This is a genomic window from Pseudomonas sp. LBUM1679 (assembly GCF_059695565.1).
Genome location: NZ_CP166774.1, coordinates 6,163,281 through 6,187,431 on the forward strand (window position 1 = coordinate 6,163,281; position 24,151 = coordinate 6,187,431).

Annotated in this window: 27 protein-coding genes and 1 pseudogene; 13 read left to right on the top strand and 15 right to left on the bottom strand. The window is 58.5% G+C overall.

Going from position 1 to position 24,151, the window contains the following annotated elements; all coding sequences use genetic code 11:
- Nucleotides 1-89 precede the first annotated feature (89 nt).
- The 4 genes and pseudogenes from ACA062_RS28085 to ACA062_RS28100 all read right to left on the bottom strand — a co-directional run bounded on the left by ACA062_RS28085 (nt 90) and on the right by ACA062_RS28100 (nt 2,487).
- Complete coding sequence (locus ACA062_RS28085) at nt 90-992, bottom strand: alpha/beta fold hydrolase (protein WP_497457504.1); 903 nt, start codon at nt 990-992, stop codon at nt 90-92.
- Nucleotides 992-1,774, bottom strand: a complete 783-nt coding sequence (locus tag ACA062_RS28090) for a class II aldolase/adducin family protein (protein ID WP_497453949.1) — start codon at nt 1,772-1,774, stop codon at nt 992-994. Before ACA062_RS28090 ends, ACA062_RS28085 begins: the two co-directional genes overlap by 1 nt.
- 137 nt (nt 1,775-1,911) lie before the next feature.
- Nucleotides 1,912-1,998, bottom strand: a pseudogene (locus ACA062_RS28095) (LrgB family protein); the annotation flags it as partial.
- 33 nt (nt 1,999-2,031) lie between these two features.
- Nucleotides 2,032-2,487 carry a flavodoxin gene (locus ACA062_RS28100; protein WP_497453950.1) on the bottom strand — a complete coding sequence of 152 codons (456 nt, stop codon included), beginning with the start codon at nt 2,485-2,487 and terminating at the stop codon, nt 2,032-2,034.
- Nucleotides 2,488-2,631: 144 nt separating this feature from the next.
- Between ACA062_RS28100 and ACA062_RS28105 the strand changes: the two genes are divergently transcribed.
- A complete protein-coding gene (locus ACA062_RS28105) occupies nt 2,632-3,108 on the top strand; it encodes a PAS domain-containing protein (protein WP_497453951.1) in 477 nt (158 codons plus the stop codon).
- A 54-nt stretch (nt 3,109-3,162) separates the two neighbouring features.
- Nucleotides 3,163-3,768 carry a hypothetical protein gene (locus tag ACA062_RS28110; RefSeq protein WP_497453952.1) on the top strand — a complete coding sequence of 202 codons (606 nt, stop codon included), beginning with the start codon at nt 3,163-3,165 and terminating at the stop codon, nt 3,766-3,768.
- A gap of 1 nt (nt 3,769) precedes the next feature.
- On the opposite strand, the gene ACA062_RS28115 is transcribed toward ACA062_RS28110, so the two are convergent.
- Entirely contained in the window at nt 3,770-4,729 is a 960-nt protein-coding gene (locus tag ACA062_RS28115; protein ID WP_497457505.1) for a MerR family transcriptional regulator, read from the bottom strand.
- Nucleotides 4,730-4,874: 145 nt separating this feature from the next.
- Here ACA062_RS28115 and folM point away from each other — a divergent pair, with 145 nt between their 5' ends.
- The 6 genes from folM to ACA062_RS28145 all read left to right on the top strand — a co-directional run bounded on the left by folM (nt 4,875) and on the right by ACA062_RS28145 (nt 8,808).
- Nucleotides 4,875-5,585 (top strand): dihydromonapterin reductase, encoded by a 711-nt coding sequence (gene folM, locus ACA062_RS28120; RefSeq protein WP_497453953.1) that lies wholly within the window; start codon nt 4,875-4,877, stop codon nt 5,583-5,585.
- A gap of 21 nt (nt 5,586-5,606) precedes the next feature.
- On the top strand, nt 5,607-6,167 hold the full coding sequence (gene folE, locus ACA062_RS28125) for a GTP cyclohydrolase I FolE (RefSeq protein WP_497453954.1): 561 nt from the start codon (nt 5,607-5,609) through the stop codon (nt 6,165-6,167).
- A 2-nt stretch (nt 6,168-6,169) separates the two neighbouring features.
- On the top strand, nt 6,170-6,541 hold the full coding sequence (folX, locus tag ACA062_RS28130) for a dihydroneopterin triphosphate 2'-epimerase (protein ID WP_008026970.1): 372 nt from the start codon (nt 6,170-6,172) through the stop codon (nt 6,539-6,541).
- Between the two features lie 96 nt (nt 6,542-6,637).
- Complete coding sequence (locus tag ACA062_RS28135; protein ID WP_092273166.1) at nt 6,638-6,934, top strand: DUF1244 domain-containing protein; 297 nt, start codon at nt 6,638-6,640, stop codon at nt 6,932-6,934.
- Complete coding sequence (locus tag ACA062_RS28140; RefSeq protein ID WP_497453955.1) at nt 6,927-7,265, top strand: HopJ type III effector protein; 339 nt, start codon at nt 6,927-6,929, stop codon at nt 7,263-7,265. Before ACA062_RS28135 ends, ACA062_RS28140 begins: the two co-directional genes overlap by 8 nt.
- Before the next feature lie 292 nt (nt 7,266-7,557).
- On the top strand, nt 7,558-8,808 hold the full coding sequence (locus ACA062_RS28145; RefSeq protein ID WP_497453956.1) for a 2-aminoadipate transaminase: 1,251 nt from the start codon (nt 7,558-7,560) through the stop codon (nt 8,806-8,808).
- 182 nt (nt 8,809-8,990) lie between these two features.
- Here the strand turns inward: ACA062_RS28145 and trxB are convergent, their stop codons facing one another.
- Nucleotides 8,991-9,953 carry a thioredoxin-disulfide reductase gene (gene trxB, locus ACA062_RS28150; RefSeq protein WP_128872979.1) on the bottom strand — a complete coding sequence of 321 codons (963 nt, stop codon included), beginning with the start codon at nt 9,951-9,953 and terminating at the stop codon, nt 8,991-8,993.
- 308 nt (nt 9,954-10,261) lie between these two features.
- On the opposite strand from trxB, the gene cysZ reads away from it, so the two are divergent.
- Both cysZ and ACA062_RS28160 read left to right on the top strand, forming a co-directional pair.
- Nucleotides 10,262-11,014: a sulfate transporter CysZ gene (gene cysZ, locus ACA062_RS28155; RefSeq protein ID WP_497453957.1), complete on the top strand. Its 753-nt coding sequence runs from the start codon at nt 10,262-10,264 to the stop codon at nt 11,012-11,014.
- Between the two features lie 40 nt (nt 11,015-11,054).
- A complete protein-coding gene (locus tag ACA062_RS28160; protein WP_497453958.1) occupies nt 11,055-12,254 on the top strand; it encodes a glycosyltransferase family 4 protein in 1,200 nt (399 codons plus the stop codon).
- 134 nt (nt 12,255-12,388) lie between these two features.
- Here the strand turns inward: ACA062_RS28160 and ACA062_RS28165 are convergent, their stop codons facing one another.
- From ACA062_RS28165 to ACA062_RS28175, 3 genes are all read right to left on the bottom strand, one after another.
- Nucleotides 12,389-13,492: an NADH:flavin oxidoreductase gene (locus ACA062_RS28165; RefSeq protein WP_497453959.1), complete on the bottom strand. Its 1,104-nt coding sequence runs from the start codon at nt 13,490-13,492 to the stop codon at nt 12,389-12,391.
- A 224-nt stretch (nt 13,493-13,716) separates the two neighbouring features.
- Nucleotides 13,717-14,199, bottom strand: a complete 483-nt coding sequence (locus ACA062_RS28170; protein WP_497453960.1) for a glutathione peroxidase — start codon at nt 14,197-14,199, stop codon at nt 13,717-13,719.
- A 124-nt stretch (nt 14,200-14,323) separates the two neighbouring features.
- Nucleotides 14,324-14,809, bottom strand: coding sequence for an FKBP-type peptidyl-prolyl cis-trans isomerase (locus ACA062_RS28175; protein WP_497453961.1), 486 nt, complete (start codon nt 14,807-14,809; stop codon nt 14,324-14,326).
- On the opposite strand from ACA062_RS28175, the gene ACA062_RS28180 reads away from it, so the two are divergent.
- From ACA062_RS28180 to yihG, 3 genes are read left to right on the top strand one after another with little or no spacing between them, the layout of a single operon-like run.
- On the top strand, nt 14,778-15,116 hold the full coding sequence (locus ACA062_RS28180; protein WP_497453962.1) for a DUF3565 domain-containing protein: 339 nt from the start codon (nt 14,778-14,780) through the stop codon (nt 15,114-15,116). The two genes, ACA062_RS28175 and ACA062_RS28180, sit on opposite strands and share 32 nt — an antisense overlap.
- Nucleotides 15,117-15,176: 60 nt before the next feature.
- Entirely contained in the window at nt 15,177-17,276 is a 2,100-nt protein-coding gene (gene pta / locus ACA062_RS28185; RefSeq protein ID WP_497453963.1) for a phosphate acetyltransferase, read from the top strand.
- The gene (yihG, locus tag ACA062_RS28190; RefSeq protein ID WP_497453964.1) at nt 17,277-18,182 is read left to right on the top strand and encodes a 1-acylglycerol-3-phosphate O-acyltransferase, YihG family; all 906 of its coding nucleotides are present in this window, start codon (nt 17,277-17,279) and stop codon (nt 18,180-18,182) included. It begins immediately after the preceding gene.
- A gap of 198 nt (nt 18,183-18,380) precedes the next feature.
- Here yihG and ACA062_RS28195 read toward each other — a convergent pair whose 3' ends face one another.
- The 6 genes from ACA062_RS28195 to cysD form a co-directional block, all read right to left on the bottom strand.
- Nucleotides 18,381-19,004 (bottom strand): hypothetical protein, encoded by a 624-nt coding sequence (locus ACA062_RS28195; RefSeq protein ID WP_497453965.1) that lies wholly within the window; start codon nt 19,002-19,004, stop codon nt 18,381-18,383.
- Between the two features lie 65 nt (nt 19,005-19,069).
- Nucleotides 19,070-19,324 (bottom strand): hypothetical protein, encoded by a 255-nt coding sequence (locus ACA062_RS28200; RefSeq protein ID WP_497453966.1) that lies wholly within the window; start codon nt 19,322-19,324, stop codon nt 19,070-19,072.
- Between the two features lie 3 nt (nt 19,325-19,327).
- Nucleotides 19,328-19,912 carry a 2OG-Fe(II) oxygenase gene (locus tag ACA062_RS28205; protein ID WP_497453967.1) on the bottom strand — a complete coding sequence of 195 codons (585 nt, stop codon included), beginning with the start codon at nt 19,910-19,912 and terminating at the stop codon, nt 19,328-19,330.
- Complete coding sequence (locus tag ACA062_RS28210; protein WP_497453968.1) at nt 19,893-20,447, bottom strand: hypothetical protein; 555 nt, start codon at nt 20,445-20,447, stop codon at nt 19,893-19,895. Before ACA062_RS28210 ends, ACA062_RS28205 begins: the two co-directional genes overlap by 20 nt.
- Before the next feature lie 795 nt (nt 20,448-21,242).
- The gene (cysN, locus tag ACA062_RS28215; protein WP_497453969.1) at nt 21,243-23,141 is read right to left on the bottom strand and encodes a sulfate adenylyltransferase subunit CysN; all 1,899 of its coding nucleotides are present in this window, start codon (nt 23,139-23,141) and stop codon (nt 21,243-21,245) included.
- 9 nt (nt 23,142-23,150) lie between these two features.
- The gene (gene cysD / locus ACA062_RS28220; protein ID WP_497453970.1) at nt 23,151-24,068 is read right to left on the bottom strand and encodes a sulfate adenylyltransferase subunit CysD; all 918 of its coding nucleotides are present in this window, start codon (nt 24,066-24,068) and stop codon (nt 23,151-23,153) included.
- Nucleotides 24,069-24,151 lie beyond the last annotated feature (83 nt).

Consider the following 24,151-nt stretch of genomic DNA (forward strand, 5'->3'; position numbering starts at 1 on the left):
AGAGTGCGTGTACGCCGCAATGTCGCGGATGTACCCGGTAGGCGTAGGAGCTGACGAGTGAAACGAGGCTGCGATCTTTTCGGAGCGACTCAGGAACACGCCACCTTGCGCGGCGGCGAAATCTGCTGATCGCGAAATTCCAGATAGTGCTTGAGCACCAGCCCCGGCGCTTCGGTCTGCGGGTAGTGGCCGATGCCGGGCAACAGGACCGTGTCCGGGTTCGGGATCAGCTCCCGATAGCGCTCGACCATGTGCGCGCCGGAGACCGGATCGACCTCGCCGTCGATCACCCGCAACGGCACTTCACCGCGCTGCATCGCGCCAACCCAGCGCTCACGCTGCACACGCCGCTCGGGGATATAGGCGATCAACTTGTGCATGACCCGTGTCCCGTTATTGCTCTCGATCAGGCTCCAGAAATCATCCATCTCGCTCTCGGTGGGGCAGCTCTGAGGACCGAAGATCTGCCGGAAGCTCTTCACCAGGCCGTCACGGGAAAAGGCTCGCCCAATCATCCAGCCCAAGGGGCTGAGCAATAGTTTTTGCATCAGGACCGGGCGATGGGTTTCGGGAAACAGGCCTCCGTTGAGGAATACGCAGCTGGCGATATGCACGCGCGCTTCGTAATGCCGGGCCAACAGTTCCTGGGCGACGCTGTCGCCATAATCGTGGGCGAGCACATGCACCGGCTGCTCGACGTTCAAATGAGCCAGTAACGCCTGCTGCAGATCAGCCTGCTCGAGCAGGCTGTATTCATGGTCCTGCGGTTTGGCGGAGTCGCCAAAGCCGAGCATGTCGCAGGCAATCACCCGATACCGCTGGATCAGGGGTTGCCACAGGTAATGCCAGTCCCAACTGGCGGTCGGGAAGCCATGAATGAGCAACAGGGGCTCACCCTGCCCCGCCGTCCAGTAGCGCAGGGTCTGGCCACGAAATACGAACGTCTGGCCGCGCTTGCGCCAGACACACAGGGGGATCTCGGCGAGTGGCATCAGCATTTATAACCCGGGTCGAGTTTATCGAGTTTGCGCAGCAACGCCGGCCAGGCCAACGCGCCACCCATTCCTTGAGCACTTTTGGTAACGCCGGCGATCATCGCTTTGGCACCCGCCAGAATCTGCGGTTCGATGGCGATCAGCTCGGCACCACCGTTTTGCGCCAGCACCTGGATATCGCAGGCGCGCTGGAAGTTGAACATCATCAGGAAGGTGTCGGCGATGGTGCTGCCACAGGTCAGCAGACCATGGTTATGCAGCATCAGGAAATTGTTGTCACCGAGGTCGGCTTGCAGCCGGGCTTTCTCTTCATGGTTGAGCGCAACGCCTTCATAGGCGTGATACGCCAGGCTGGACAAGACAAACAATGCCTGCTGGCTGATCGGCAACACCCCTTGCTTCTGCGCCGACACCGCGACGCCTGCCGCCGTGTGAGTATGCAGTACGCAAACGACATCATGACGCACTTCATGCACAGCGCTGTGGATGGTGTAGCCCGCGGGGTTGATCTCGTAGGGGCTGGCCATCAGCTTGTTGCCCGCCTGATCGACCTTGACCAGGCTCGACGCGGTGATCTCGTGGAACATCTGCCCGAACGGGTTGATCAAAAAATCTTCGGTGCCCGGCACTCTGGCCGAGATGTGCGTGAAAATCAGATCATCCCAGCCATGCTGAGCGACCAGGCGGTAGCAGGCAGCCAGATCGACGCGGGTCTGCCACTCGGCGGCACTGACCTGGTCTTTGACACTGGGGGGCGATTGCACGGGGGTTACGCTCACGGCCAGGAACCTCGACTTTTTTATTATGGAGTGTTGCCAATGACTATCGAGTCTAGTCAGCCTCCAGAGATCGTGTAGTTGCATTGGCAGCCAGCTTGATGGCCTAGCGAGTCAGTGCGCCGCCAGGCTGGATCCCATCAAAGTACCGTTGCCAGCAATGGCGCAGCGAACAGGTTCAGCAAACCCGTCAGCACGATGACCCATCCCGCCACCGAGCCTCTTTTCACTGTCCATTTAATGGCTGCGCGAGCGGCCGGTCAGCCCCGCAGGGCACTGACCAACTCTGCCAGCCAGGGCTCGGCGTCGGTTTCCGGGGTCACGCTTTCGCTGGCGTCCAGGCGCAGCATGGGCAGCACTTCGCGAATGCCCAGTTCGCCGAACAGTTCACGCATCAGTTCCCCACCGCCACAGAAAGTGTCGCCGTAGCTCGCATCGCCCAGACCGATCACGGCGCCCGGCAAGCCACGCCAGGCCGCTGGCAACTGGTCGCGTATGGCGAAATACATCGGTTGCAAGTTGTCCGGCAGCTCGCCCATGCCCGTGGTCGAGGTCACCGCCAGGAAGGCCTCAGGGCCAAAGGCCTGAACATCGGCGAGGCTCGCGCGCGGGTTATGGAAGGTATCAAAGCCTGCGTTGTTCAAAATGCTCGCAGCGTGGCGGGCGACTTCTTCAGCCGTGCCGTACACCGAGCCGGAAAGGATGGCGACTTTCATCAATCTGATCCTGAAGCTGAGTAAAAAAGAAGGGGGATATTAACAGCCACAGCAAAAAAGCTGCGATCAGCTCTCATTTAGCATTGATGGCCGCTAGAGTGCTTTTAGACTGCTGCGCTCAATCAACCTGGAAAGGACTCTCCAATGATCAATGCCCAACTGCTGCAAATGGTGATCAAAGCTTCCAACGACGGCATCGTGATTGCCGAAAAGGAAGGCGAGCAAGACTACATTCTGATCTACGTCAACCCGGCATTCGAGCGGCTGACCGGTTATTCCAGCGAAGAAATCCTCTACCAGGATTGCCGTTTCCTTCAGTCCGGGGACCGCGATCAGGACGCCCTGCCGTTGATTCGAGAGGCATTGCGCCGCGGCGGTTCCTGCCGGGAAGTTCTTCGCAATTACCGCAAGGATGGCACACCATTCTGGAACGAACTGTCGCTGTCGACGGTGAAAAATCCGCACGACGGGCAGACTTATTATGTCGGTGTGCAGAAAGACGTCACCGTCCAGGTCAAGGCGCAGCAGCGGGTGGCGCAACTGGAGGCGCAATTGGCTGAGGTCCAGGCCGAAATTGCGGCACTCAAAGCGACGAACGGCGAAAACAAAACCGCGAATTAATGGTCACTTACTACAATCACCGATGACTTTGTAACTATTTTCTTCGAGCCGATCATGCAGCGCGACGCACTCCTGACTCAGGATGAACTGGATTTTATCCAGACCATGCAGCATAACCCTCAGCTCAATGTGCGGGATGCGACGTCGAGCCTGCTCGTCAACGGTGGTTCGCAGATCCGTGACTTGCTCACGCGCCTTGCCGCTCATGAGCAAGTCACCCTCCAGGCCACGTTCGAAAACCAGCAGATGACCTTCCCGCTGCAGCTGGTGGAAGACGAGTTTCACGCGCTGCATTTACGCCTCGGCGTGCCCAGCATCTATGAAGACGGACCCATGGTCCGGCCCTGGCGCCTGGTGCTCGAGGAGCCGGTTGCGCTGGAAAATGCCAGCGGCCATCCTGGCAGAATGTGGGTACACGAAGTGTCGTTCAAAGGGGTTTTGCTGGAAGTTCGCAACAAGACCAAACCCCCCAGGCATTTCGCCTTGTGGTTCAGCCCGTCAGGCTATGAGCGGATTGCGTTGCGCGGCACCCTCGAAAAAGAAACCGATAATGGCTTCCATGCCTATCAGTTGAACCAGGGCGACAAGGACGAAACCGAACGTCTGCGCCAATTCATCCTGCAACAGCATCGGCTGACTCATCCCGCCCTGCATCTGTAACTCAAGTATCGAGATTGCCGGCCAGAAACTGCTTCAACCGTTGACGCATCACCATTGCCTCACTCCCCAGACAACCGACCGACGACCCGGCCAGGCTCTCCTGCGCGAGATCCGACGCATCCCCTGCCAGCATCAACTGGCAATCCAGACCCAAGGCCAGACGATTCAAGCGTCGTGGCAACTCGGGTGCTGGCATATGATTGGAAAACAGCACCAGCGCCTGGGGCTTGACCCTTTCGCAGACCAGGGTCAATTCGTCGAAGGGCTGACCCAGCGCCAGCACTTGGATGGCCGAATCGACACTGCTCAGAAACAGCGCCGTGACCAGCACTTCGAGTTCACGGCACTGATCGTCAAGCGCGCAGACAATCACGCGTCGCGGTTGCATGACCCGCACCAGCAGCAGACGTTGCAACACGCGAGAACGCAGGAAGCCATCCAGAAACAGCCATTCGCTGGCCTGGCCAAAGGCGTCCTGGCGCTGCAGCAACAGCTTCCACAGCGGCAGCAGGATGTTCTGAAACACCACCGTCAGCGGGTAACTGGAAAAGATCTGTCCATAGACCTGCTCCAGGCGAGCCTCGTCAAAGGCACTGACCGCCGCCTGGACTTGCTCCTGCCATTGCGCGTAGTCCGCTTGCACGAGTTCATTCGGGATAAAGGGCGACAGCACCTGGAGCGGTGCAGCCCGGGCCAGTATCTTGCCGACCTTGCTGACCGCAACGCCGCGTTCGATCCAGCTGAGAATGCTGTGAATGCGCTCGATATCGTTCATCGAATACAGACGATGCCCACTGTCGGTGCGCTTGAGCTGAATCAGCCCATAACGTCGTTCCCAGGCGCGTAGCGTGACCGGGTTGACGCCGGTCAGGCGCGCCACTTCGCGAATCGGAAACAGCTCTTCACGTCCGAGCGAAGCAGCGTCTTGCACAGTCGGGATAACGTCGGTCAACACAGGCATGTATAGTTTTACGTCCATGTGAATTGGATCCCATTGTACCTCGCTTGCCCTATCGTAATTCAAGGCCTGCAGAAGACACGCCCTGATAGGTGTAGGTCTCCCGTTCGCTGGTATAGTTTTGCTCTCACTGCGACGCGAGCCGTTCATGACCTCTTCATTCGCCCCGATCCTCATCACCGGCGCCGGCCAGCGTGTCGGCCTGCACTGTGCGCAGCGATTGCTCGAAGATGGCCACCCGGTGATCTTCAGCTACCGCAGCGAGCGCCCCGGTGTGCAAACCCTGCGCGACCTGGGGGCGACCGCGGTGTTTGCCGACTTCTCCACCGAAGCCGGGATTTTTGCCTTCATCAGCGAACTGCACACCCACACCGACAGCCTGCGGGCGATCGTCCATAACGCCTCCGAATGGCTGGCCGAAACCCCGGACACCGACGCCGCCGCCTTTACCCGCATGTTCAACGTACATATGCTGGCGCCCTACCTGATCAATCTGCATTGTGCCGATTTGCTCGAACGCTCGTGCCCTGCCGACATCGTGCACATCAGCGATGACGTGACCCGCAAGGGCAGCAGCAAGCACATCGGCTATTGCGCCAGCAAAGCCGGGCTCGATAGCCTGACCCTGTCTTTCGCCGCCAAATACGCGCCGACCATCAAGGTCAACGGGATCGCGCCAGCCCTGCTACTGTTCAACCCCGACGACGACGCGGCGTACCGCGCCAAGGCATTGGCCAAGTCCGCGCTGGGTATCGAACCCGGCAGCGAAGTGATCTACCAGAGCTTGCGCTATCTGCTCGACAACCCTTATGTCACCGGCACCACCCTGACCGTCAACGGCGGACGGCACATCAAATAAGCGCCCCCGCGAGGATGTTCCATGACGTTATCCCTGTCCCAGAGCTATCGCGAGATCCTCATCGGTCTCGGCGAAAACCCCGACCGCGAAGGTCTGCGCGACACCCCGCTGCGCGCGGCCAAGGCCATGCAGTACCTCTGCCATGGCTACGAGCAGAGTGTCGAAGAAATCGTCAACGGTGCGCTGTTCGCTTCCGACAACGATGAAATGATCATCGTCGACAACATCGAGCTGTACTCGCTGTGCGAACATCACATGCTGCCCTTCATCGGCAAGGCTCATGTGGCTTATATTCCAACGGGCAAGGTGCTGGGCCTGTCGAAGATTGCGCGGCTGGTGGACATGTTCGCCCGTCGCCTGCAGATCCAGGAAAACCTCACCCGGCAAATCGCCGATGCCGTGCAGCAAGTGACCGGTGCGGCGGGCGTCGCGGTGGTCATCGAAGCCCGGCACATGTGCATGATGATGCGCGGCGTCGAGAAACAGAATTCGACCATGAACACCTCGGTGATGCTCGGCGCCTTTCGCGAGTCAAGCAACACCCGCCAGGAGTTTCTGCAATTGATCGGACGGAGCAAGTAGCAATGCCACAACTTCAACCAGGAATGGCGCGCATCCGGGTCAAGGACCTGTGCCTGCGTACCTTCATCGGGATCAACGAGGATGAAATCCTCAACAAGCAGGATGTGCTGATCAACCTGACCATCCTCTATGCCGCCCAGGAAGCGGTGCGTGACAACGACATCGATCACGCGCTGAACTACCGGACCATCACCAAGGCAATCATCGCCCACGTGGAAGGCAATCGCTTCGCCCTGCTCGAACGCCTGACCCAGGAAATTCTCGACCTGGTCATGGCCAACGAGTCGGTGCTGTATGCCGAGGTCGAAGTCGACAAGCCCCACGCCCTGCGTTTCGCCGAGTCGGTGTCGATTACGCTTGCAGCGAGCCGCTAGCTTCAAGCGGCAAGCTTCAAGCTGTAAACTTCCAGCCACCGCAATCCATCTTGCAGCTTGAAGCTTGCCGCTTGAAGCTGTCTCGCAGAGACTCCCATGAACGATCAACAACGCCTGGAACTTGAAGCCGCCGCCTTCCGCCGGCTGGTCGCCCACCTGGACAGCCGCAAGGATGTGCAGAACATCGACCTGATGAACCTCTCCGGTTTCTGCCGCAACTGCTTGTCCAAGTGGTACAAGGCCGCTGCCGACGAACGCCAGATCGAGGTCAGCCTCGATGACGCCCGCGAAGTGGTCTACGGCATGCCGTACGCCGAGTGGAAAGCCCAATACCAGCAAGAAGCCAGCGCCGACCAACAAGCGGCGTTCGCCAAAGGAAAACCCAATGAGTGATTTGAACACCCTGCGCGCCAGCCTCACGAGCGGCGAACACCTTTTCGCCGACACCCTGGCCTTTATCGCCGCCGGCTACGACTATCAGCCTCAGGCGTTCAGCAATGGCGGCGTGGAAAACGCCGCCGGGCAGAACGAAGGTTCGTGCAAGACCCTGGGTCTGGCACTGCTGGAAGGTCTGAGCGATGAGGAAGCGCTGTTGGCGTTTGGCGAGCATTATCGTTCGGTGGTGGCAACGCCTGAGGGCAGCGATCACGGCAATATTCGTGCGTTGATGGCGCATGGCTTGGCTGGCGTCAAGTTCACCCAGCAACCACTGACCCGCCGGTAACCCCCCTGTAGGAGCTGGCTTGCCAGCGAAGGCGTCCTCAAGAGCGATACACGACTCAAGGGCCCCTTCGCTGGCAAGCCAGCTCCTACAAATGTTGCGTACACCAACGCAATCAAAGGTGTACCCGGTCAATGTAGGAGCTGGCGAAGCCTGCGATCTTTTGATCCTTTGTCATACCGAAACCACACATCCCGACTTTTAAGATTGACCCGGCGACTTTATTTCGTTTGCCGGGTACCGCTGCTCACGGCTTAGATAAAAAGAAGCATCCCTTCTTCAGAGTCAGGCATTCATGAGCAACGAAACCATCAGCCAGTCGATCAACATCGTGCATCCCGTTACGCTCAGCCACGGCAAAAACGCCGAGGTCTGGGACACCGACGGCAAACGCTACATCGACTTTGTCGGCGGCATCGGCGTACTGAACCTCGGCCATTGCCATCCGCGCATCGTCGAAGCCATCCGTGAACAGGCCACGCGACTGACCCACTACGCGTTCAACGCCGCTCCCCATGTTCCCTACATCGAACTCATGGACCGTCTCACTGCGTTTATCCCGGTGGACTACCCGGTCAGCGGCATGCTGACCAACAGCGGCGCGGAAGCGGCGGAAAACGCCCTGAAGATCGTCCGTGGTGCCACCGGCCGTACGGCAGTCATTGCTTTCGATGGCGCCTTCCATGGCCGCACGCTGGCCACGCTCAACCTCAACGGCAAAGTCGCGCCTTACAAACAGAAAGTCGGCGTGTTGCCGGGTCCGGTGTACCACCTGCCCTTCCCCAGTCAAGACAACGGCGTGAGCTGTGCCGAGGCCTTGAAAGCCATGGAGCGCCTGTTCAGCGTCGAGATCGACGTCGAGGACGTGGCCTGTTTTATCGTCGAACCGGTGCAGGGCGAAGCGGGTTTCCTGGCGATGGACGTGGCATTCGCTCAGGTGCTGCGACGCTTCTGTGATGAAAAGAACATCGTGCTGATCGCCGATGAAATCCAGTCCGGCTTCGGCCGCACCGGTGAGCGCTTCGCGTTCTCGCGACTGGGCATCGAGCCGGACCTGATCCTGCTGGGCAAAAGCATCGCCGGTGGCGTACCGCTGGGGGCCGTGGTCGGGCGCAAGGCGCTGCTCGACACATTGCCGAAGGGCGGACTGGGCGGCACTTACTCGGGCAATCCCATCGCCTGCGCCGCGGCATTGGCGACGCTCGACGAAATGACTGACGCGCATCTGCACGCCTGGGGGGCGCAACAGGAAGAAGCGATTGTCAGCCGCTACCAAGCCTGGCGCACCCGCAAGCTGTCGCCGTATCTGGGTCGCCTGACCGGCGTCGGGGCGATGCGCGGCATCGAGCTGATCAATGCCGACGGCACACCGGCATCGGCGCAGTTGACGCAACTGTTGGCGTTGGCGCGCGAGGCGGGTTTGCTGCTGATGCCCAGCGGCAAGTCGCGCCACATCATCCGGCTCCTGGCACCATTGACCACCGAGGCGGCGGTGCTGGAGGAAGGGCTGGATATCCTTGAGGCGTGCCTGGCGAAACTTTCCTGAACCCAAAAAAATGCAGTCCATGTGGGAGCGAGCTTGCTCGCGATGGCGGCGTGTCATTCGATATCAAGACTGAATGATAAATTGCTATCGCGAGCAAGCTCGCTCCCACAGGTTTGTTGGTCGGCTACTAAATCGTGAACACAAAAAAACCGGCCAGGGCCGGTTTTTTCATCGCGACGAAATCAGAACTTGGCGTTCTGCAGATCGTCGAGGTAACGCTCGGCATCCAGTGCCGCCATGCAGCCGGCGCCGGCCGAGGTGATGGCCTGACGGTATACGTGGTCAGCCACGTCACCGGCGGCAAAGATACCTTCCAGGCTGGTGGCCGTCGCGTTGCCGTCACGGCCGCCCTGCACCACCAGGTAACCGTCTTTCAACGTTAGCTGGCCTTCGAACAACGAGGTGTTCGGGGTGTGGCCGATGGCGATGAACACACCGTCGACTGTCAGTTCGTCGAAGCTGCCGTCGTTGTTCTTCAGGCGAGCACCGGTCACGCCCATGTTGTCGCCCAGCACTTCGTCCAGGGTCGCGTTCAGTTTCAGGACGATCTTGCCTTCGGCAACCCGGGCATTGAGCTTGTCGATCAGGATCTTCTCGGCGCGGAAGGTTTCGCGACGGTGGATCAAGGTCACAGTGCTGGCGATGTTGGCCAGGTACAGGGCTTCTTCCACAGCGGTGTTGCCGCCACCCACCACGGCCACTGGCTTGTTGCGATAGAAGAAACCGTCACAGGTCGCGCAGGCTGAAACGCCTTTGCCCATGAACGCTTCTTCCGACGGCAGACCCAGGTAACGGGCGCTGGCGCCGGTGGCGATGATCAGGGCGTCGCAGGTGTAGGTCGCGCTGTCGCCGGTCAGGGTGTACGGCTTGGCAGCGAAATCCACGGCATTGATGTGATCGAAGACGATCTCGGTTTCAAAGCGCTCGGCGTGCTCTTTCATGCGCTCCATCAGCGCCGGGCCAGTCAGGCCATGGACATCGCCCGGCCAGTTGTCGACTTCGGTGGTGGTGGTCAGTTGACCGCCGGCCTGCATGCCGGTGATCAGCAAAGGCTTGAGGTTGGCACGGGCGGCATAGACGGCGGCGCTGTAACCGGCAGGGCCGGAACCGAGAATAATCACTCGCGAATGACGGACTTCAGACATGACCTGCTCCTGTTGACCGGCCTGGAATACCTGGCGCGGAACGCCGGGTTGCCGGCGGGAATAAAAAAGGACCGTTGACAGCACTTGGGGAAGCTCGACGATCCTGTAAAAAGAATGGGTGCAGCGTATCGAGGGGGCGAAGATTAAGGAAATACGGTTTAACAATCCAGCTCATAGGCGGTCTCTATCCAGTCACGGTGAAGATTTAGACGCCTTTGTTACTGTTAATGTCGATGTCACCGCCACGCTTTCGCCTGTCAGGCAAAGCCGGTAAGGTCGGCGCGTTTCCCCTTTGCTCGGAGCACGCTATGCCCGCCCCCGTTCTGTCCGGCCCGCAATACCTGCGCGAAGGCCTCAGGCTGGTCCTCAGCCCCAGCCTGCGTTTGTTCGTATTGTTACCGCTGGCGATCAACCTGGTGCTGTTCGTCGGATTGATCTATTTGGCCAGTCATCAATTCAGCCTGTGGGTCGATACCTTGATGCCGTCCCTGCCTGAATGGCTGAGTTTCCTCAGCTATGTCCTCTGGCCGCTGTTTGTGGTGCTGGTGGTGTTGATGGTGTTCTTCACCTTCACCATGCTCGCCAACGTCATCGCCGCGCCATTCAATGGTTTCCTGGCGGAAAAAGTCGAAGTGGTGGTGCGCGGCACTGACGACTTCCCGGCCTTCAGTTGGGGTGAACTGATGGCCATGGTTCCCCGCACCCTCGCCCGGGAAATGCGCAAGCTGGGCTACTTCCTGCCGCGTGCCATCGGCTTGTTCATCCTCTCGTTCATCCCGGTGGTCAACATCATCGCTGCACCGCTGTGGCTGTTGTTCGGGGTGTGGATGATGGCGATCCAATACATCGACTACCCGGCGGATAACCACAAGCTGGGCTGGAACGAAATGCTCGCCTGGCTGCGGCAGAAACGCTGGCAGAGCATGAGTTTTGGCGGGATCGTTTACCTGGTGCTGCTGATTCCGCTGGTCAACATCCTGATGATGCCGGCCGCCGTGGCGGGGGCGACGCTGTTCTGGGTCCGTGAGCGCGGAGCGGAAAACCTGGTGGTTCAGCGCTGAGCGAGTCATAAATCCATCATCAAACCGCCACAATGACGACATGGCCTCAGCCGATACTGGGGTCATGACGACAGCTCTGCATATCACTCTGATCACCGAAACCTTTCCTCCCGAAATCAACGGCGTGGCCAACACCCTCGGCCGCTTGTGCGACGGCCTGCGCGCGCGCGGGCACCAGGTGGAACTGGTGCGGCCACGACAGGTGGGCGATCAGCAGCTGGGCAGCGACGATCAATTGCTGTTGTGTCGGGGCTGGCCGCTGCCGGGTTATCCCGGTTTGCAATGGGGTCAGTCATCGATGCACAAGTTGCTGCGACGCTGGAAACGCCATCGGCCGGACGTGCTGTACATCGCCACGGAAGGACCGTTGGGACTGTCCGCATTGCGCGCGGCGCGGCGCCTGGGGATCTGCGTAGTCAGCGGTTTTCACACCAATTTCCAGCAATACACCAGCCAGTACGGGCTGGGCTTGCTGACGCGCCTGCTGACCCACTACCTGCGCTGGTTTCACAATCGCTCGACCCTGACCCTGGTGCCAAGCATCAGCCAGCGCCTGGAGCTGGAACGTCGGCATTTCGAGCGCCTGGCGTTGCTGTCGCGAGGTGTCGACAGCCAGTTGTTTCATCCGGCCAAACGGCTGCAGTCGCTGCGCGAACAGTGGGGACTGGCGGAGAACGACATCGCCGTCATCCACGTAGGACGCTTGGCACCGGAGAAGAATACCGGTTTGCTCAGGCGCAGTTTCGATGCGCTGAAAGCGGCTTATCCACAGCGTACGATCAAGTTGATCGTGGTGGGTGACGGTCCGCAACGCGTGGTGCTGGAGAAGGAACTGCCCGAGGCGATTTTCTGTGGCTCGCAACGCGGCGAAGCCTTGGCCAGTCACTATGCGTCGGGGGATCTTTTTCTGTTTCCGAGCCTGACCGAAACCTTCGGCAATGTGGTACTTGAGGCGCTCGCTTCGGGGCTGGGGGTGGTGGCCTACGATATGGCCGCGGCCGCTCAGCATATTCGCCATGGCTACAACGGCGTACTGGCGATGCCGGGGGATGCAGAGGCGTTTTGCGATGCAGCGGTGTGGCTGCTGGAGGAGGAAGAGACCTTGCGCTGCGTGCGGCTCAATGCGCGCCAGCATGCGAGTCGCCAGGGCTGGGCGGCGATTATCGAGCAGTTCGAGGGGCAGTTGCGGGGGGCTTGTGTGGGGGAGTTGGTGGTGCCTAATGCACCGACCATGCCCTGAATCTTTACTGACCTTGAGGCCGTCTTCGCGGGCAAGCCCGCTCCCACAGGTTTTGTGGCGATCACATGATATGTGAACACCACGGAACCCTGTGGGAGCGGGCTTGCCCGCGATGGGGTCAGTGAGGTCGCCGCTTAAACCAGCGTCATCAACGCCTCACGACTGAACGGCAGGATGTCCTCTTCACGCCCATCCCGCACTTTCTGCGCCCAGTCCGGATCCACCAGCAGCGCACGCCCCACCGCCACCAGATCAAACTCATCGTTGTTCAACCGCTCCAGCAGTTTTTCCAGGCTGGCCGGCTGGGCGATCTTGTCGGTGTTGACCATGAACTGCAGGAACTCGCCGTCCAGGCCGACACTCCCGACCGTGATGGTGGGCTTGCCGGTGAGCTTGCGCGTCCAGCCTGCCAGGTTCAGTTCGGAACCGTCGAATTCCGGCTCCCAGAAACGGCGCGTCGAGCAATGGAAAATGTCCACGCCGGCGTCGGACAATGGCTTGAGGAACTCGCCCAGCGCTTGCGGGGTTTGCACCAGGCGCGCGGTGTAATCCTGCTGCTTCCACTGGGAGAAACGGAAGATGATCGGGAACCCTTCACCGACCGCTGCACGCACCGCCTGAATCAGTTCGATGCCGAAACGCGAACGGTTGGCCAGGCTACCGCCGTATTCGTCAGTGCGCTGGTTGCTGCCTTCCCAGAAAAACTGGTCGACGAGATAGCCGTGGGCACCGTGGATTTCCACGCCGTCCATGCCGATGCTCTGCGCGTCTTTAGCCGCCTGGGCGAACGCAGCGATCACGTCCTGGATGTCCTGGCGGGTCATGCCGTGAACCACGACCTGACCGTCCTTGAGTTTTTCCGACGGACCGTAACCCGGCACGCTGGCATCTGGCTCGGTGCCGATGCGGCGCACACTGCCGACATGCCACAGCTGGGGCACGATCTTGCCGCCTTCGGCGTGGACCGCGTCGACGACTTTCTTCCAGCCGGCCAGTGCTGCTTCACCGTAGAAGTGCGGTACGTTCGGGTAACCGTTGGACGCCTTGTGCCCGACGGTGGTGCCTTCGGTGATGATCAACCCGACGCCGGCGGCGGCGCGACGACGGTAGTATTCGATCACTTTGGAATTGGGCACGCCGCCCGGCGAAAACGAGCGGGTCATCGGGGCCATGACGACCCGGGTCGGCAGTTCGAGGGTGCCGAGGTGGAACGGTTTGAACAGGGCTTTGACGGGCATGGGAAGCTCCACGAAACGGAATCGACGGGACATAAATTTTATGACGGCGATAATATGAGCAGTGTCGAGCGATGCACAGCACTATTGATTTGGGTGATTAAAGGTCAAAAGATAGAAAGCATTGTAGGAGCGAGGCTCGCCCGCGAACGCGTCAGGTCAGTCAGCGATGATGTCGACTGACCGACCGTCTTCGCGGGCAAGCCTCGCTCCTACAGGGGGAGATGTCAGCTCAGGGCTTTTTCGATCGCCTGGACGACCGCAGGGTCATTCGGCGGTGTACGCGGCGAGAACCGCGCGAGCACGCGTCCATCCTTGCCGAGCAGGAATTTTTCGAAGTTCCAGGTGATGTCACCCGGGAACTCGGCGCCCTCGCCCGCCAGCAGACGGTACAACTGATGGCGATCGTGGCCGTTGACTTCCAGCTTGCGGGACAACGGAAAGGTCACGCCATAGTTGAGGCTGCAGAAATCCTGGATCTCTTGCTCGGTGCCCGGTTCCTGCCCGGCAAACTGGTTGCACGGCAAGCCCAGCACACTGAAACCCTTATCCTTGTAGGTCTGATAAAGGTTTTCCAGCGCCGCATACTGTGGGGTCAAGCCACATTTGGAGGCGACGTTGACCACCAGCACGACTTGCCCCTTGAAGGGCGTCAGAGGTAGCTCCTGACCATCCAGGCCTGTCAGTTTAAGGTCGTGAAAAGCACTCATGACGAACTCCAAATTCCCGTGTTCTTCTCGAAACAGCCACTTGACGGCGTCGCCAGGGACAGCCGCGGAACTAAAAAGGCGCCCGCGGGCGCCTCTCCAGTTCTCGAAAGCTTAGCGCAGAAAATCAGTGATGATGACCACCTTCGCCATGGACGTGGCCATGAGCGATTTCTTCCTGGCTGGCATCACGGATGTCGATGATCTTGACCTGGAAATTCAGGCGCTGACCGGCCAACGGGTGGTTGCCGTCGACGGTGACGTCGTCGCCATCCAGATCACGAATGGTGACGATCTGCATCTGGCCGTCCGGAGCGGAAGCGTGGAACTGCATGCCCACTTCCAGTTCGTCGACGCCTTCGAACATGCTGCGGCTCAGGGTGCTGACCAGTTCGGCAGCGTACTCGCCGTAGGCATCTTCAGGTTCTACGGCGACCATCAGTTCGTCACCGACTGCCTTGCCGTCCAAGGCCCTTTCCAGGCCTGGAATGATGTTGCCTGCGCCTTGCAGGTAGACCAGCGGCGCGCCGCCGGCGGAGCTGTCGATGACCTCACCAGCGTCGTTGGTCAGGGTATAGTCGATGGAGACAGCCTTATTGGCGGCGATCAGCATGGGGCGAGACCTTTTGCATAAGAATATTGAAAGACCCAGTTTAGCGAAGCAATCGCCCGAAAGCGAACACAACCCGGACAGACGGACCGCAGCGAAAGGCTCGACGGTGACAGGCTTTCATCAGGACGAAGACGGCCACTGGGTGGCCGAGCTTTCCTGCGGCCACACTCAGCACCTGCGCCACCAGCCACCGTGGCAGTCCCGGGCCTGGGTGCTGAACCCTTTGCTGCGCAATGAAAAAATAGGCCAGCCCTTTGCTTGCGGTTGGTGTGCACAAGGCGCTGTTAGCGATAACCTTGACGACTGAAATTCGGTAGACGACCAGTCATAAGTTGTCACCATTGCCATGCACCCCCAGAGAATCCGCATGCAGACTTTTTTTATCGCACCCACCGATTTTGGTGTGGGTCTGACCTCCATCAGCCTCGGGCTGGTGCGTACCCTTGAGCGGGCCGGCCTCAAGGTCGGCTTTTTCAAACCGATTGCCCAGCCCCATCCGGGTGATACCGGGCCTGAACGCTCCACCGAACTGGTGGCCCGCACCCACGGCTTGAAACCGCCGCAGCCATTGGGGCTGGCCCATGTCGAGCGCATGCTCGGCGACGGCCAGCTCGACGAGCTGCTCGAAGAAATCATCACCCTTTATCAGCAGGCAGCCATCGGCAAGGACGTGCTGATCGTCGAAGGCATGGTCCCGACCCGTAGCGCCAGTTATGCCGCGCGGGTCAATCTGCACCTGGCCAAAAGCCTCGACGCCGACGTGATCCTGGTCTCGGCCCCGGAAAACGAAGTGCTGGCCGAACTGTCCGGCCGTGTGGAACTGCAGGCGCAATTGTTCGGCGGGCCGAAAGACCCGAAAGTCCTCGGCGTGATCCTCAACAAGGTCAAGACCGACGAAAGCATGGAGGCCTTCGCCTCGCGCATGAAGGAACACTCGCCCTTGCTGCGCAGCGGCGATTTCAGATTGCTCGGCTGCATTCCGTTCCAGCCGGAACTCAATGCGCCGCGCACCCGCGACGTCGCCGACCTGATGGGCGCGCAGATCCTCAATGCCGGCGACTATGAAACCCGGCGCATGACCAAAATCATCATCTGCGCCCGCACCATGCGCAACACCGTGGAGCTGCTCAAGCCCGGCGTGCTGGTGGTGACCCCCGGCGATCGCGACGACATCATCCTCGCCGTCAGCCTCGCGGCCATGAATGGCGTGCCCCTGGCCGGCTTGCTGCTGACCAGCGACACCCTGCCCGACCCGCGCATCATGGACCTGTGTCGCGGCGCGTTGCAGGCGGGCCTGCCGGTGTTGTCGGTGAGCACCGGTTCCTACGACACCGCCAACCAGTTGAACGGCCTGAACAAGGAAATCCCGATCGACGACCGCGAGCGTGCGGAGATCATCACCGATTTCGTCGCCAGCCACCTCGACGCCAACTGGCTGCACCAGCGCTGCGGCACGCCGCGGGAAATGCGCCTGTCGCCGGCGGTGTTCCGCTATCAACTGATCCAGCGCGCCCAGGCCGCCAACAAGCGCATCGTCCTGCCCGAAGGCAGCGAGCCGTTGACCGTGCAAGCGGCGGCGATCTGTCAGGCACGCGGCATTGCCCGCTGCGTGTTGCTGGCCAAACCCGCGGACGTCGAAGCCGTGGCCCGCGCCCAAGGCATCGAGCTGCCGCCGGGGCTGGAGATTCTCGACCCGGACCTGATCCGCGAGCGGTACGTCGAGCCGATGGTTGCGCTGCGCAAGTCGAAAAGCCTCAACGCGCCAATGGCCGAGCAACAACTGGAAGACACCGTAGTGATCGGCACCATGATGCTGGCGCTGGATGAAGTCGATGGCCTGGTGTCCGGGGTCATTCACTCCACCGCCAACACCATTCGCCCGGCGCTGCAGCTGATCAAGACCGCACCGGGCTGCACCCTGGTGTCGTCGGTGTTCTTCATGCTGTTCCCCGAAGAGGTGCTGGTCTACGGCGACTGCGTGATGAACCCGCACCCGAGCGCCAGCGAACTGGCGGAGATCGCCCTGCAAAGCGCCGATTCGGCAGCCGCATTCGGCATCACCCCGCGCGTGGCGATGATCAGCTACTCCAGCGGGGAATCGGCCAGCGGCGAAGAAGTCGAGAAGGTGCGCGAGGCCACGTTGCTCGCCCATGAACAACAACACTCGCTGCTGATCGACGGCCCGCTGCAATACGACGCCGCCGCCAACGAAACCGTGGCCCGGCAACTGGCGCCGAACAGCCAGGTGGCCGGTCGCGCCACGGTGTTCGTGTTCCCCGACCTCAACACCGGCAACACCACCCACAAGGCCGTGCAGCGCAGCGCCGACTGCGTCAGCCTCGGGCCAATGCTGCAAGGCCTGCGCAAACCGGTGAACGACCTGCCCCGCGGCGCCCAGGTCGATGACATCGTCTACACCATCGCGTTGACCGCGATTCAAGCGGCCAACCGACCTCTGGATCTTTAAATGCTGGATTTCCTGCCCGCCGCCATCCGCGGCGTGATTGCATCGTTGTTGCTGGCACTCAATACCATTTTGCTGTGCTCGTTTCTGTTCTGCGTGGCGATCTTCAAGGTATTGCCCTTCGCCCTCACCCAGCGCTTCACGCGCTGGCTGATGAGCCATACCCACGAAGCCTGGATCAGCAACAACAAAGCCTGGATGGACCTGGTGTGCCGCACCCGCTGGCACCTCAGCGGTCTCGAAAGCCTGGACTATCGGCACTCGTACCTGATCACCAGCAATCACCAGAGCTGGGTCGACATCATGGTGCTGCAGTACGTGCTCAACCGGCGCATCCAGCCGCTGAAGTTCTTTCTCAAGCAGGAGCTGATCTGGGTGCCGGTGATTGGCCTGGCCTGGTGGACGCTGGGCTTCCCGTTCATGAAGCGCTACTCCAAGGCCTACCTGGAAAAGCACCCGGAAAAGAAAGGCAAGGACCTGGCAACCACGCGCAAGACCTGTGCGAAGTTCCGCCATGACTCGGTGGGCATTTTCAATTTCGTCGAAGGCACGCGCTTCACCGAAGGTAAGCATGCGCAGCAGAAATCACCGTTCAAGTACCTGCTCAAGCCCAAGGCCGGTGGCATCGCGTTTGTGCTGGATGCGATGGGCGAGCAGCTGGAGTCGATCGTCAACGTGACGATTCACTACCCGGGCGGGCGTCCGGGGTATTGGGATTTGCTCTGCGGGAACGTGAAGGATGTGGTGGTGCATTTCCAGGAGCTGAAGATTCCGCCGGAGTTCATTGGCAAGAATTACGACCAGGATGGCGAGTATCGATTGCAGTTTCAGGGGTGGATCAATCAGTTGTGGGAAGACAAGGATGCGCTGCTGGAGCAGATGCATCGGGAGTATCCAGCGAAGTCTTGAGCTGGCTGGTCTGGCCCTATCGCGAGCAAGCTCGCTCCCATATTGGATCTCTTTGGAATACACATTTTGTGTGCCCTGAAGATAAAAAGTGGGAGCGAACTTGCTCGCGAAGACGATCTGAAGGGCACAATAAAGCCCGCCAATGATCACTCATCGGCGGGCTTTATTGGCAAAATATGAACTTATGAATGCGAACTACTAAACATAACCATCACTTCCTCCTGTACAGCAACCATACTCATCACCATTATCGTCAGCACCAGAACTTCCGTCACCAAAATCAAGAGGACCAATGGTAACTACTGGGATTGTTTCAGGAGGGGGCGCAGGTGTGACAGGTGCTGTAGGGGGATAAAAACTGCTACCAATACCTTCACTACCACCCTCAGCCTCTACCTCTGGTACTTCTACTACCTCTGGTACTTCTACTACCTCTGGCACCTCTACTACCTCTGGTACCTCTACTACCTCTGGTACCTCTGCCCCTTCTCCACCAACACCATTACCAATCCCTTCAGGGGGAACAGCCATCGGCAACGCCTGCAACTCTCCAGTTTCAGATATCCATTGACAGGAAAGCATCTGATTACCGTATGCGTCTCTCAACGTATTTCTATGAACGATTTGCATATCGGGGGCGCAAGAATAGTCAAGATAGCTATCCAATGTATTGCCTTCAAAAAAGCTCGCTGCGCTTTTCGTGATTTTTTTATACGTTTCAGTTTCCCGAATTGAATACAGCCCAACCCCTATAGTAACAATACCTAAACTTGCAATAATCCAAGGTGCTGCCCCACCCAATATTGTCATTGTAGCAATCACACCTGCAACATTTCCGACAAGACTAACAACGTCACCCTCCTGGGGTTTCGCGCCGTCCCTGATATCTATTCCAATTTTTTTTGAAAGGTAATTGTTCCCGCAACTATGTTGGCAGGCATGCTTACAATCGGAACATAAGGCCCCGCCAGCTTTGTCACGGAGGTCACACTCGCTATCAGCGCGCCTGTTTGCGCCGTTTGATTCAACAGCACCATCCCAGTCCCGTTAACTAGAAACTGATCTGAGACTGCAGTCGAAGCTGCGCCAACAGTTACACCGTCATTGACAACACCTACAAATATTACGGCCTTACCTGCCATATACTACTCCTTAATAACCGTTTTGAAAGCAAGCGTCATTCTTACCTGATCACACTTCACAGAAGGCGATCTTGCAGCATGGGGGATTCGCCCATCGAAAATCACAACCCTCCGTGATTTAGGCAATACAGACTTGATGACGTTTTCTTTTTTATCATCATAAAAAACCAGCTCTCCTCCCCAGCAGGTAGGCCAATGTTCATTACAGAAAACGATAGCTGTCAGCCCTGGATGAATTTTGTTATCACGGTGAATAATCGTGTCTTGTCCGAATGTCTGGCCATTTGCATAAACGCCCAACAAGGTAATGTTGAAGTCATGTAATTTTGACAACCGCTCCCAAAACCCTATCAGGAACCGCCATGATTCGTTGCTGTTCAGTTCCTCTACACAAGACTGCCTATCAGGACGACCTTTACCAGCGATAAAAACATGCCAACAGGGTCTAACGAAGGGAAGCTCTTCATAATTTGGCCAGTTGTATCTCCAGATCGCACCTTTAAGCTGAAGGTTTATGCTTTCCTCTTCACCTTGAGTTAAAAACTCGTCGATTACAAATATTCCATTATCAATCTGCTCGATTTTCATACGCTATCCTTTTCACCAAAAATCTATTCCAAACACCGTGCTTGAAAAGCACAAATAGCAAATAAAGAGACAGAAAACCCCATGTAACAACCACAAAATAATTTGCCGAGTTACTGTATTGCACCCATTGCAAAATATCTTTACGACTTATCAACAACCCTAGTTCATTATCATACACCCCCCAAACAAATCGCTTACTCCGATCCGGTTCTACAGCGACCCATAGCTTTCGCGACTTACCCAAATCCAAGCGCTGAATATCCTGAGTAGAAGCCTCGATAACATAATCATACGTTTCATCATCCGGCCCAACCCTGAGATATAAATTCGAAGTAATTTTTGAGGCCTTCGAAATATCCCTGTATATAAAAGCGCGCTCCAAAACAACTTTTCTTGGAACCGAAGGAATTTCTATCACCTTACCAAGGTGCCATAATAAAATAGCAACAAAATACGCAAAAATAATAACTAACAAAGCAATTTCAAAAACACTTGGCACATAACCCCTGGGGACATCGAATATTTTATATCGCACACCACAACTCCCTACGACAGCACAAGCGACTCTAATACACGCAAACACTTCATATCCAGCTGAGAATCGATCTCACTCACTCTGCAAACAACGCTATTCAAATTTACAAATAAATCATACTTGTCCACTTCCGATATTTTTACAGTCCAAATCCGACAGCATTAATTAAGCTGGCAGCTCATACGCACGTCAGAATTTGCGGAGGTTTTGCCTCCCGCACTGGGAACATCCTCTCCGGAAATGGAGTAGCTACGAGGGCCTAAGTGAGTCGATCGTCAACACGCTTTACAGGCTGAAGCCAACTTGACCGGCATACTTTTACCCTCCCCAGTTAAAGTGTTACCGAAGCGGCATCCGTTCGATCGAAACAACACACTTCATCTGCCGAGAATATTACCTGGGCACTTTAATTAATGTCAGATACCGACTTCCGAGGCAGGTGTAATCCTGGTCTGACAAAGAATGGTCAATCGGGTAATTGCGTATAGGAAAAAGTTACAAGTGGAGTTTTCCTACAGCGTTTAAGTTTTCGGACTACTTTTGGCTGGGGAAGGATGGGGTGTTGTGGCAGATGCAGTGTGAGTATCCTGCCAAGTCTTGAGTTGCCTGTACCGGCCTCTTCGCGGGCAAGCCCGCTCCCACAGTGTTCTCTATGGAATGCAAATTTTGTGTTCACTAAAGATCTTTGTGGGAGCGGGCTTGCTCCGGGCGGCGTTCCGACGATGGCGCCCTCCCAGGCACAAAAAAACCCGCCGATGATCACTCATCGGCGGGTTTTTCAAGGGCGGCTAACGCTTAGATCGCGCCACGCTGACGCAGCAGGTCCAGCACTTGCTTGACGCTTTCTTCCAGCGACAGCGACTGGGTGTCGACCACGAGGTCGGCGTCCAGTGGCACGTCGTACGGGAAGGAGTCGCCCGGGATGTTGTCCCCGGCCGCCGCGTACAGGCCTTGCGGGTCACGCTCGGCACAGACCGTCGGCGAGGCCTGGACGTAGACCGTCAGCAGGCGCTCCTTGCCGATCAGTTCCCTGGCCTGTTCACGACCTTCGGCACTTGGCGCAACGAAGGCGGCCAGGGTCACCAGGCCGGCTTCGTTGAATTGACGCGCGACGTGCGCGGCACGACGCCAGTTCTCGGTACGCCCGGCGCGATCCTGTGGCAGACCTTTGTTCAGGTCGTGACGCAGGTTCTGGCCATCGAGTACAAATACCGCGCGGCCCATGTCGAACAGCCTGCGTTCAACCGCGTAGGCCAAGGTGCTCTTGCCGGCGCCGGACAAACCGCTGAACAGCACGGTGGCCGGTTGCTGGCCGAAGCGCTGGGCGCGTTCTTCGGTGGCGACGTGCGCCAGTTTGCCGTGGTGGGTGCTGGTGCCATGGCTCAACGGCTGAGCGATGATCATGCCGGCTGCCACGGTGCCATTGGTCAAGCGGTCGATGACGATGAACGAACCGGTGGTGCGGTTGCTCGCGTAACCGTCCAGCGCGATGGCCGCGTCGAGGCTGACCTTGACCCGACCGATCTCGTTCAGCTGCAACGAACTGGCCGGGCCTTCTTCCAGGGTGTTCACGTCAACGCGGTTGACGATGCTGGTGATCGAACCCGGTACGTAGCTCGTGGCGCGCTTGATGTCGTATTTCTTGCCCGGCAGCATCGGCTCTTCGGCCATCCACACCAGCATGGCGTCGAAAGCGTCGGTCACTTGCGGCTGGTTGTCGGCGTGCACCAGCAAGTCGCCGCGGGAGATGTCGATTTCGTCTTCCATGGTCAGCGTGACAGCCTGACCGGGACCTGCGTGTTCCAGTTCACCTTCGAAGGTGACGATGGATTTCACCCGGCTGCTCTTGCCCGACGGCAGCACCACGACTTCGTCGCCCTTGTGCACGACGCCACTGGCCAGGGTGCCGGCGAAACCACGGAAGTTCAGGTTCGGACGGTTGACGTACTGCACCGGGAAACGCAGGTCGGTGTAGTTGCGGTCGCTGGCGATTTCGACGGTTTCAAGAATTTCCATCAGCGACTGGCCGGTGTACCACGGCGAGCGCTCGGACTTGTTCACCACGTTGTCGCCCTTGAGCGCCGACATCGGCACAAAGGCCATGGTGGTCGGCTTGAACGCGATGCCTTCGGCGAACTTCAGGTAATCGGCCTTGATCGACTCGAATACGCTTTGGTCAAAACCATTGATGTCCATCTTGTTGACGGCCACCACAATGTGTTTGATCCCCAGCAACGAGGCGATAAAGCTGTGGCGACGGGTCTGGGTCTGCACGCCGTAGCGGGCGTCGATCAGGATGATCGCCAGGTCACAGGTGGACGCACCGGTGGCCATGTTGCGGGTGTACTGCTCATGGCCGGGGGTGTCGGCGATGATGAACTTGCGCTTGGCGGTGGAGAAGTAGCGGTAGGCGACATCGATGGTGATGCCCTGCTCCCGCTCGGCCTGCAGGCCGTCGACCAGCAAAGCCAGGTCGATGTCATCACCGGTGGTGCCGACTTTTTTCGAGTCGCGGGTGATGGCTTCCAGGTGATCTTCGTAGATCATCTTGGAGTCGTGCAGCAGGCGCCCGATCAGGGTGCTCTTGCCGTCGTCGACGTTGCCACAGGTCAGAAAGCGCAGCATTTCCTTGCGTTCGTGCTGGCCCAGGTAGGCGAGGATGTCCTCGCTGATCAAATCAGATACGTGCGACATGACAACCCCTTAGAAATAACCCTGACGTTTCTTTTCTTCCATCGAGCCTGCGCCATCGTGGTCGATGACCCGGCCCTGGCGTTCGGAAGTTCGCGTCAGGAGCATTTCCTGAATGATGTCGGTCAGGCTGGTGGCCTCGGATTCGACCGCACCGGTCAGCGGGTAGTCGCCGAGCGTACGGAAGCGGACCTTCTTCTTGACGATGCGCGCCTTGTCTTCGTCGCTCAGGTGATTGAGCAGGCGTTCGTCGTCGATCATGATCCAGGTGCCGTTCATCTCGATGACGTCGCGTTCGGCGGCGAAATACAGCGGCACGATCGGGATGCCTTCGAGGTAGATGTACTGCCAGATGTCCAGTTCGGTCCAGTTCGACAGCGGGAATACGCGGATCGATTCGCCCTTGTTGACGTTGCCGTTGTAGACGTTCCACAACTCCGGGCGCTGGTTTTTCGGGTCCCAGCGGTGCTTGGTGTCACGGAAGGAGTACACGCGCTCTTTGGCACGGGACTTCTCTTCATCGCGACGGGCACCACCGAACGCGGCGTCGAAGCCGTGCTTGTCGAGGGCCTGCTTGAGGCCTTCGGTCTTCATGATGTCGGTGTGCTTGGCACTGCCGTGGGTCAGCGGGTTGATGCCCTGCGCAACGCCCTCGGGATTGACGTGCACAATCAGGTCCAGTCCAAGCTCTTCGACCATGCGGTCGCGGAACGTGTACATTTCCTTGAACTTCCACCGGGTGTCGACGTGCATCACCGGGAACGGCAGTTTGCCCGGGAAGAATGCCTTGCGCGCGAGGTGCAGCATTACGGCGGAGTCTTTACCGACGGAGTACAGCATCACCGGGTTATCGAACTCGGCGGCGACCTCGCGGATGATGTGGATGCTTTCGGCCTCCAGCTGTTTCAGATGCGTCAGTTTGTCGACCATGGCTACTCACGAAAACGATCTTATGGACGGCCAGCGGGCCGTGTTCGAGCGGGGAATCCTAGCACAGCGACCTCTTCTAATCA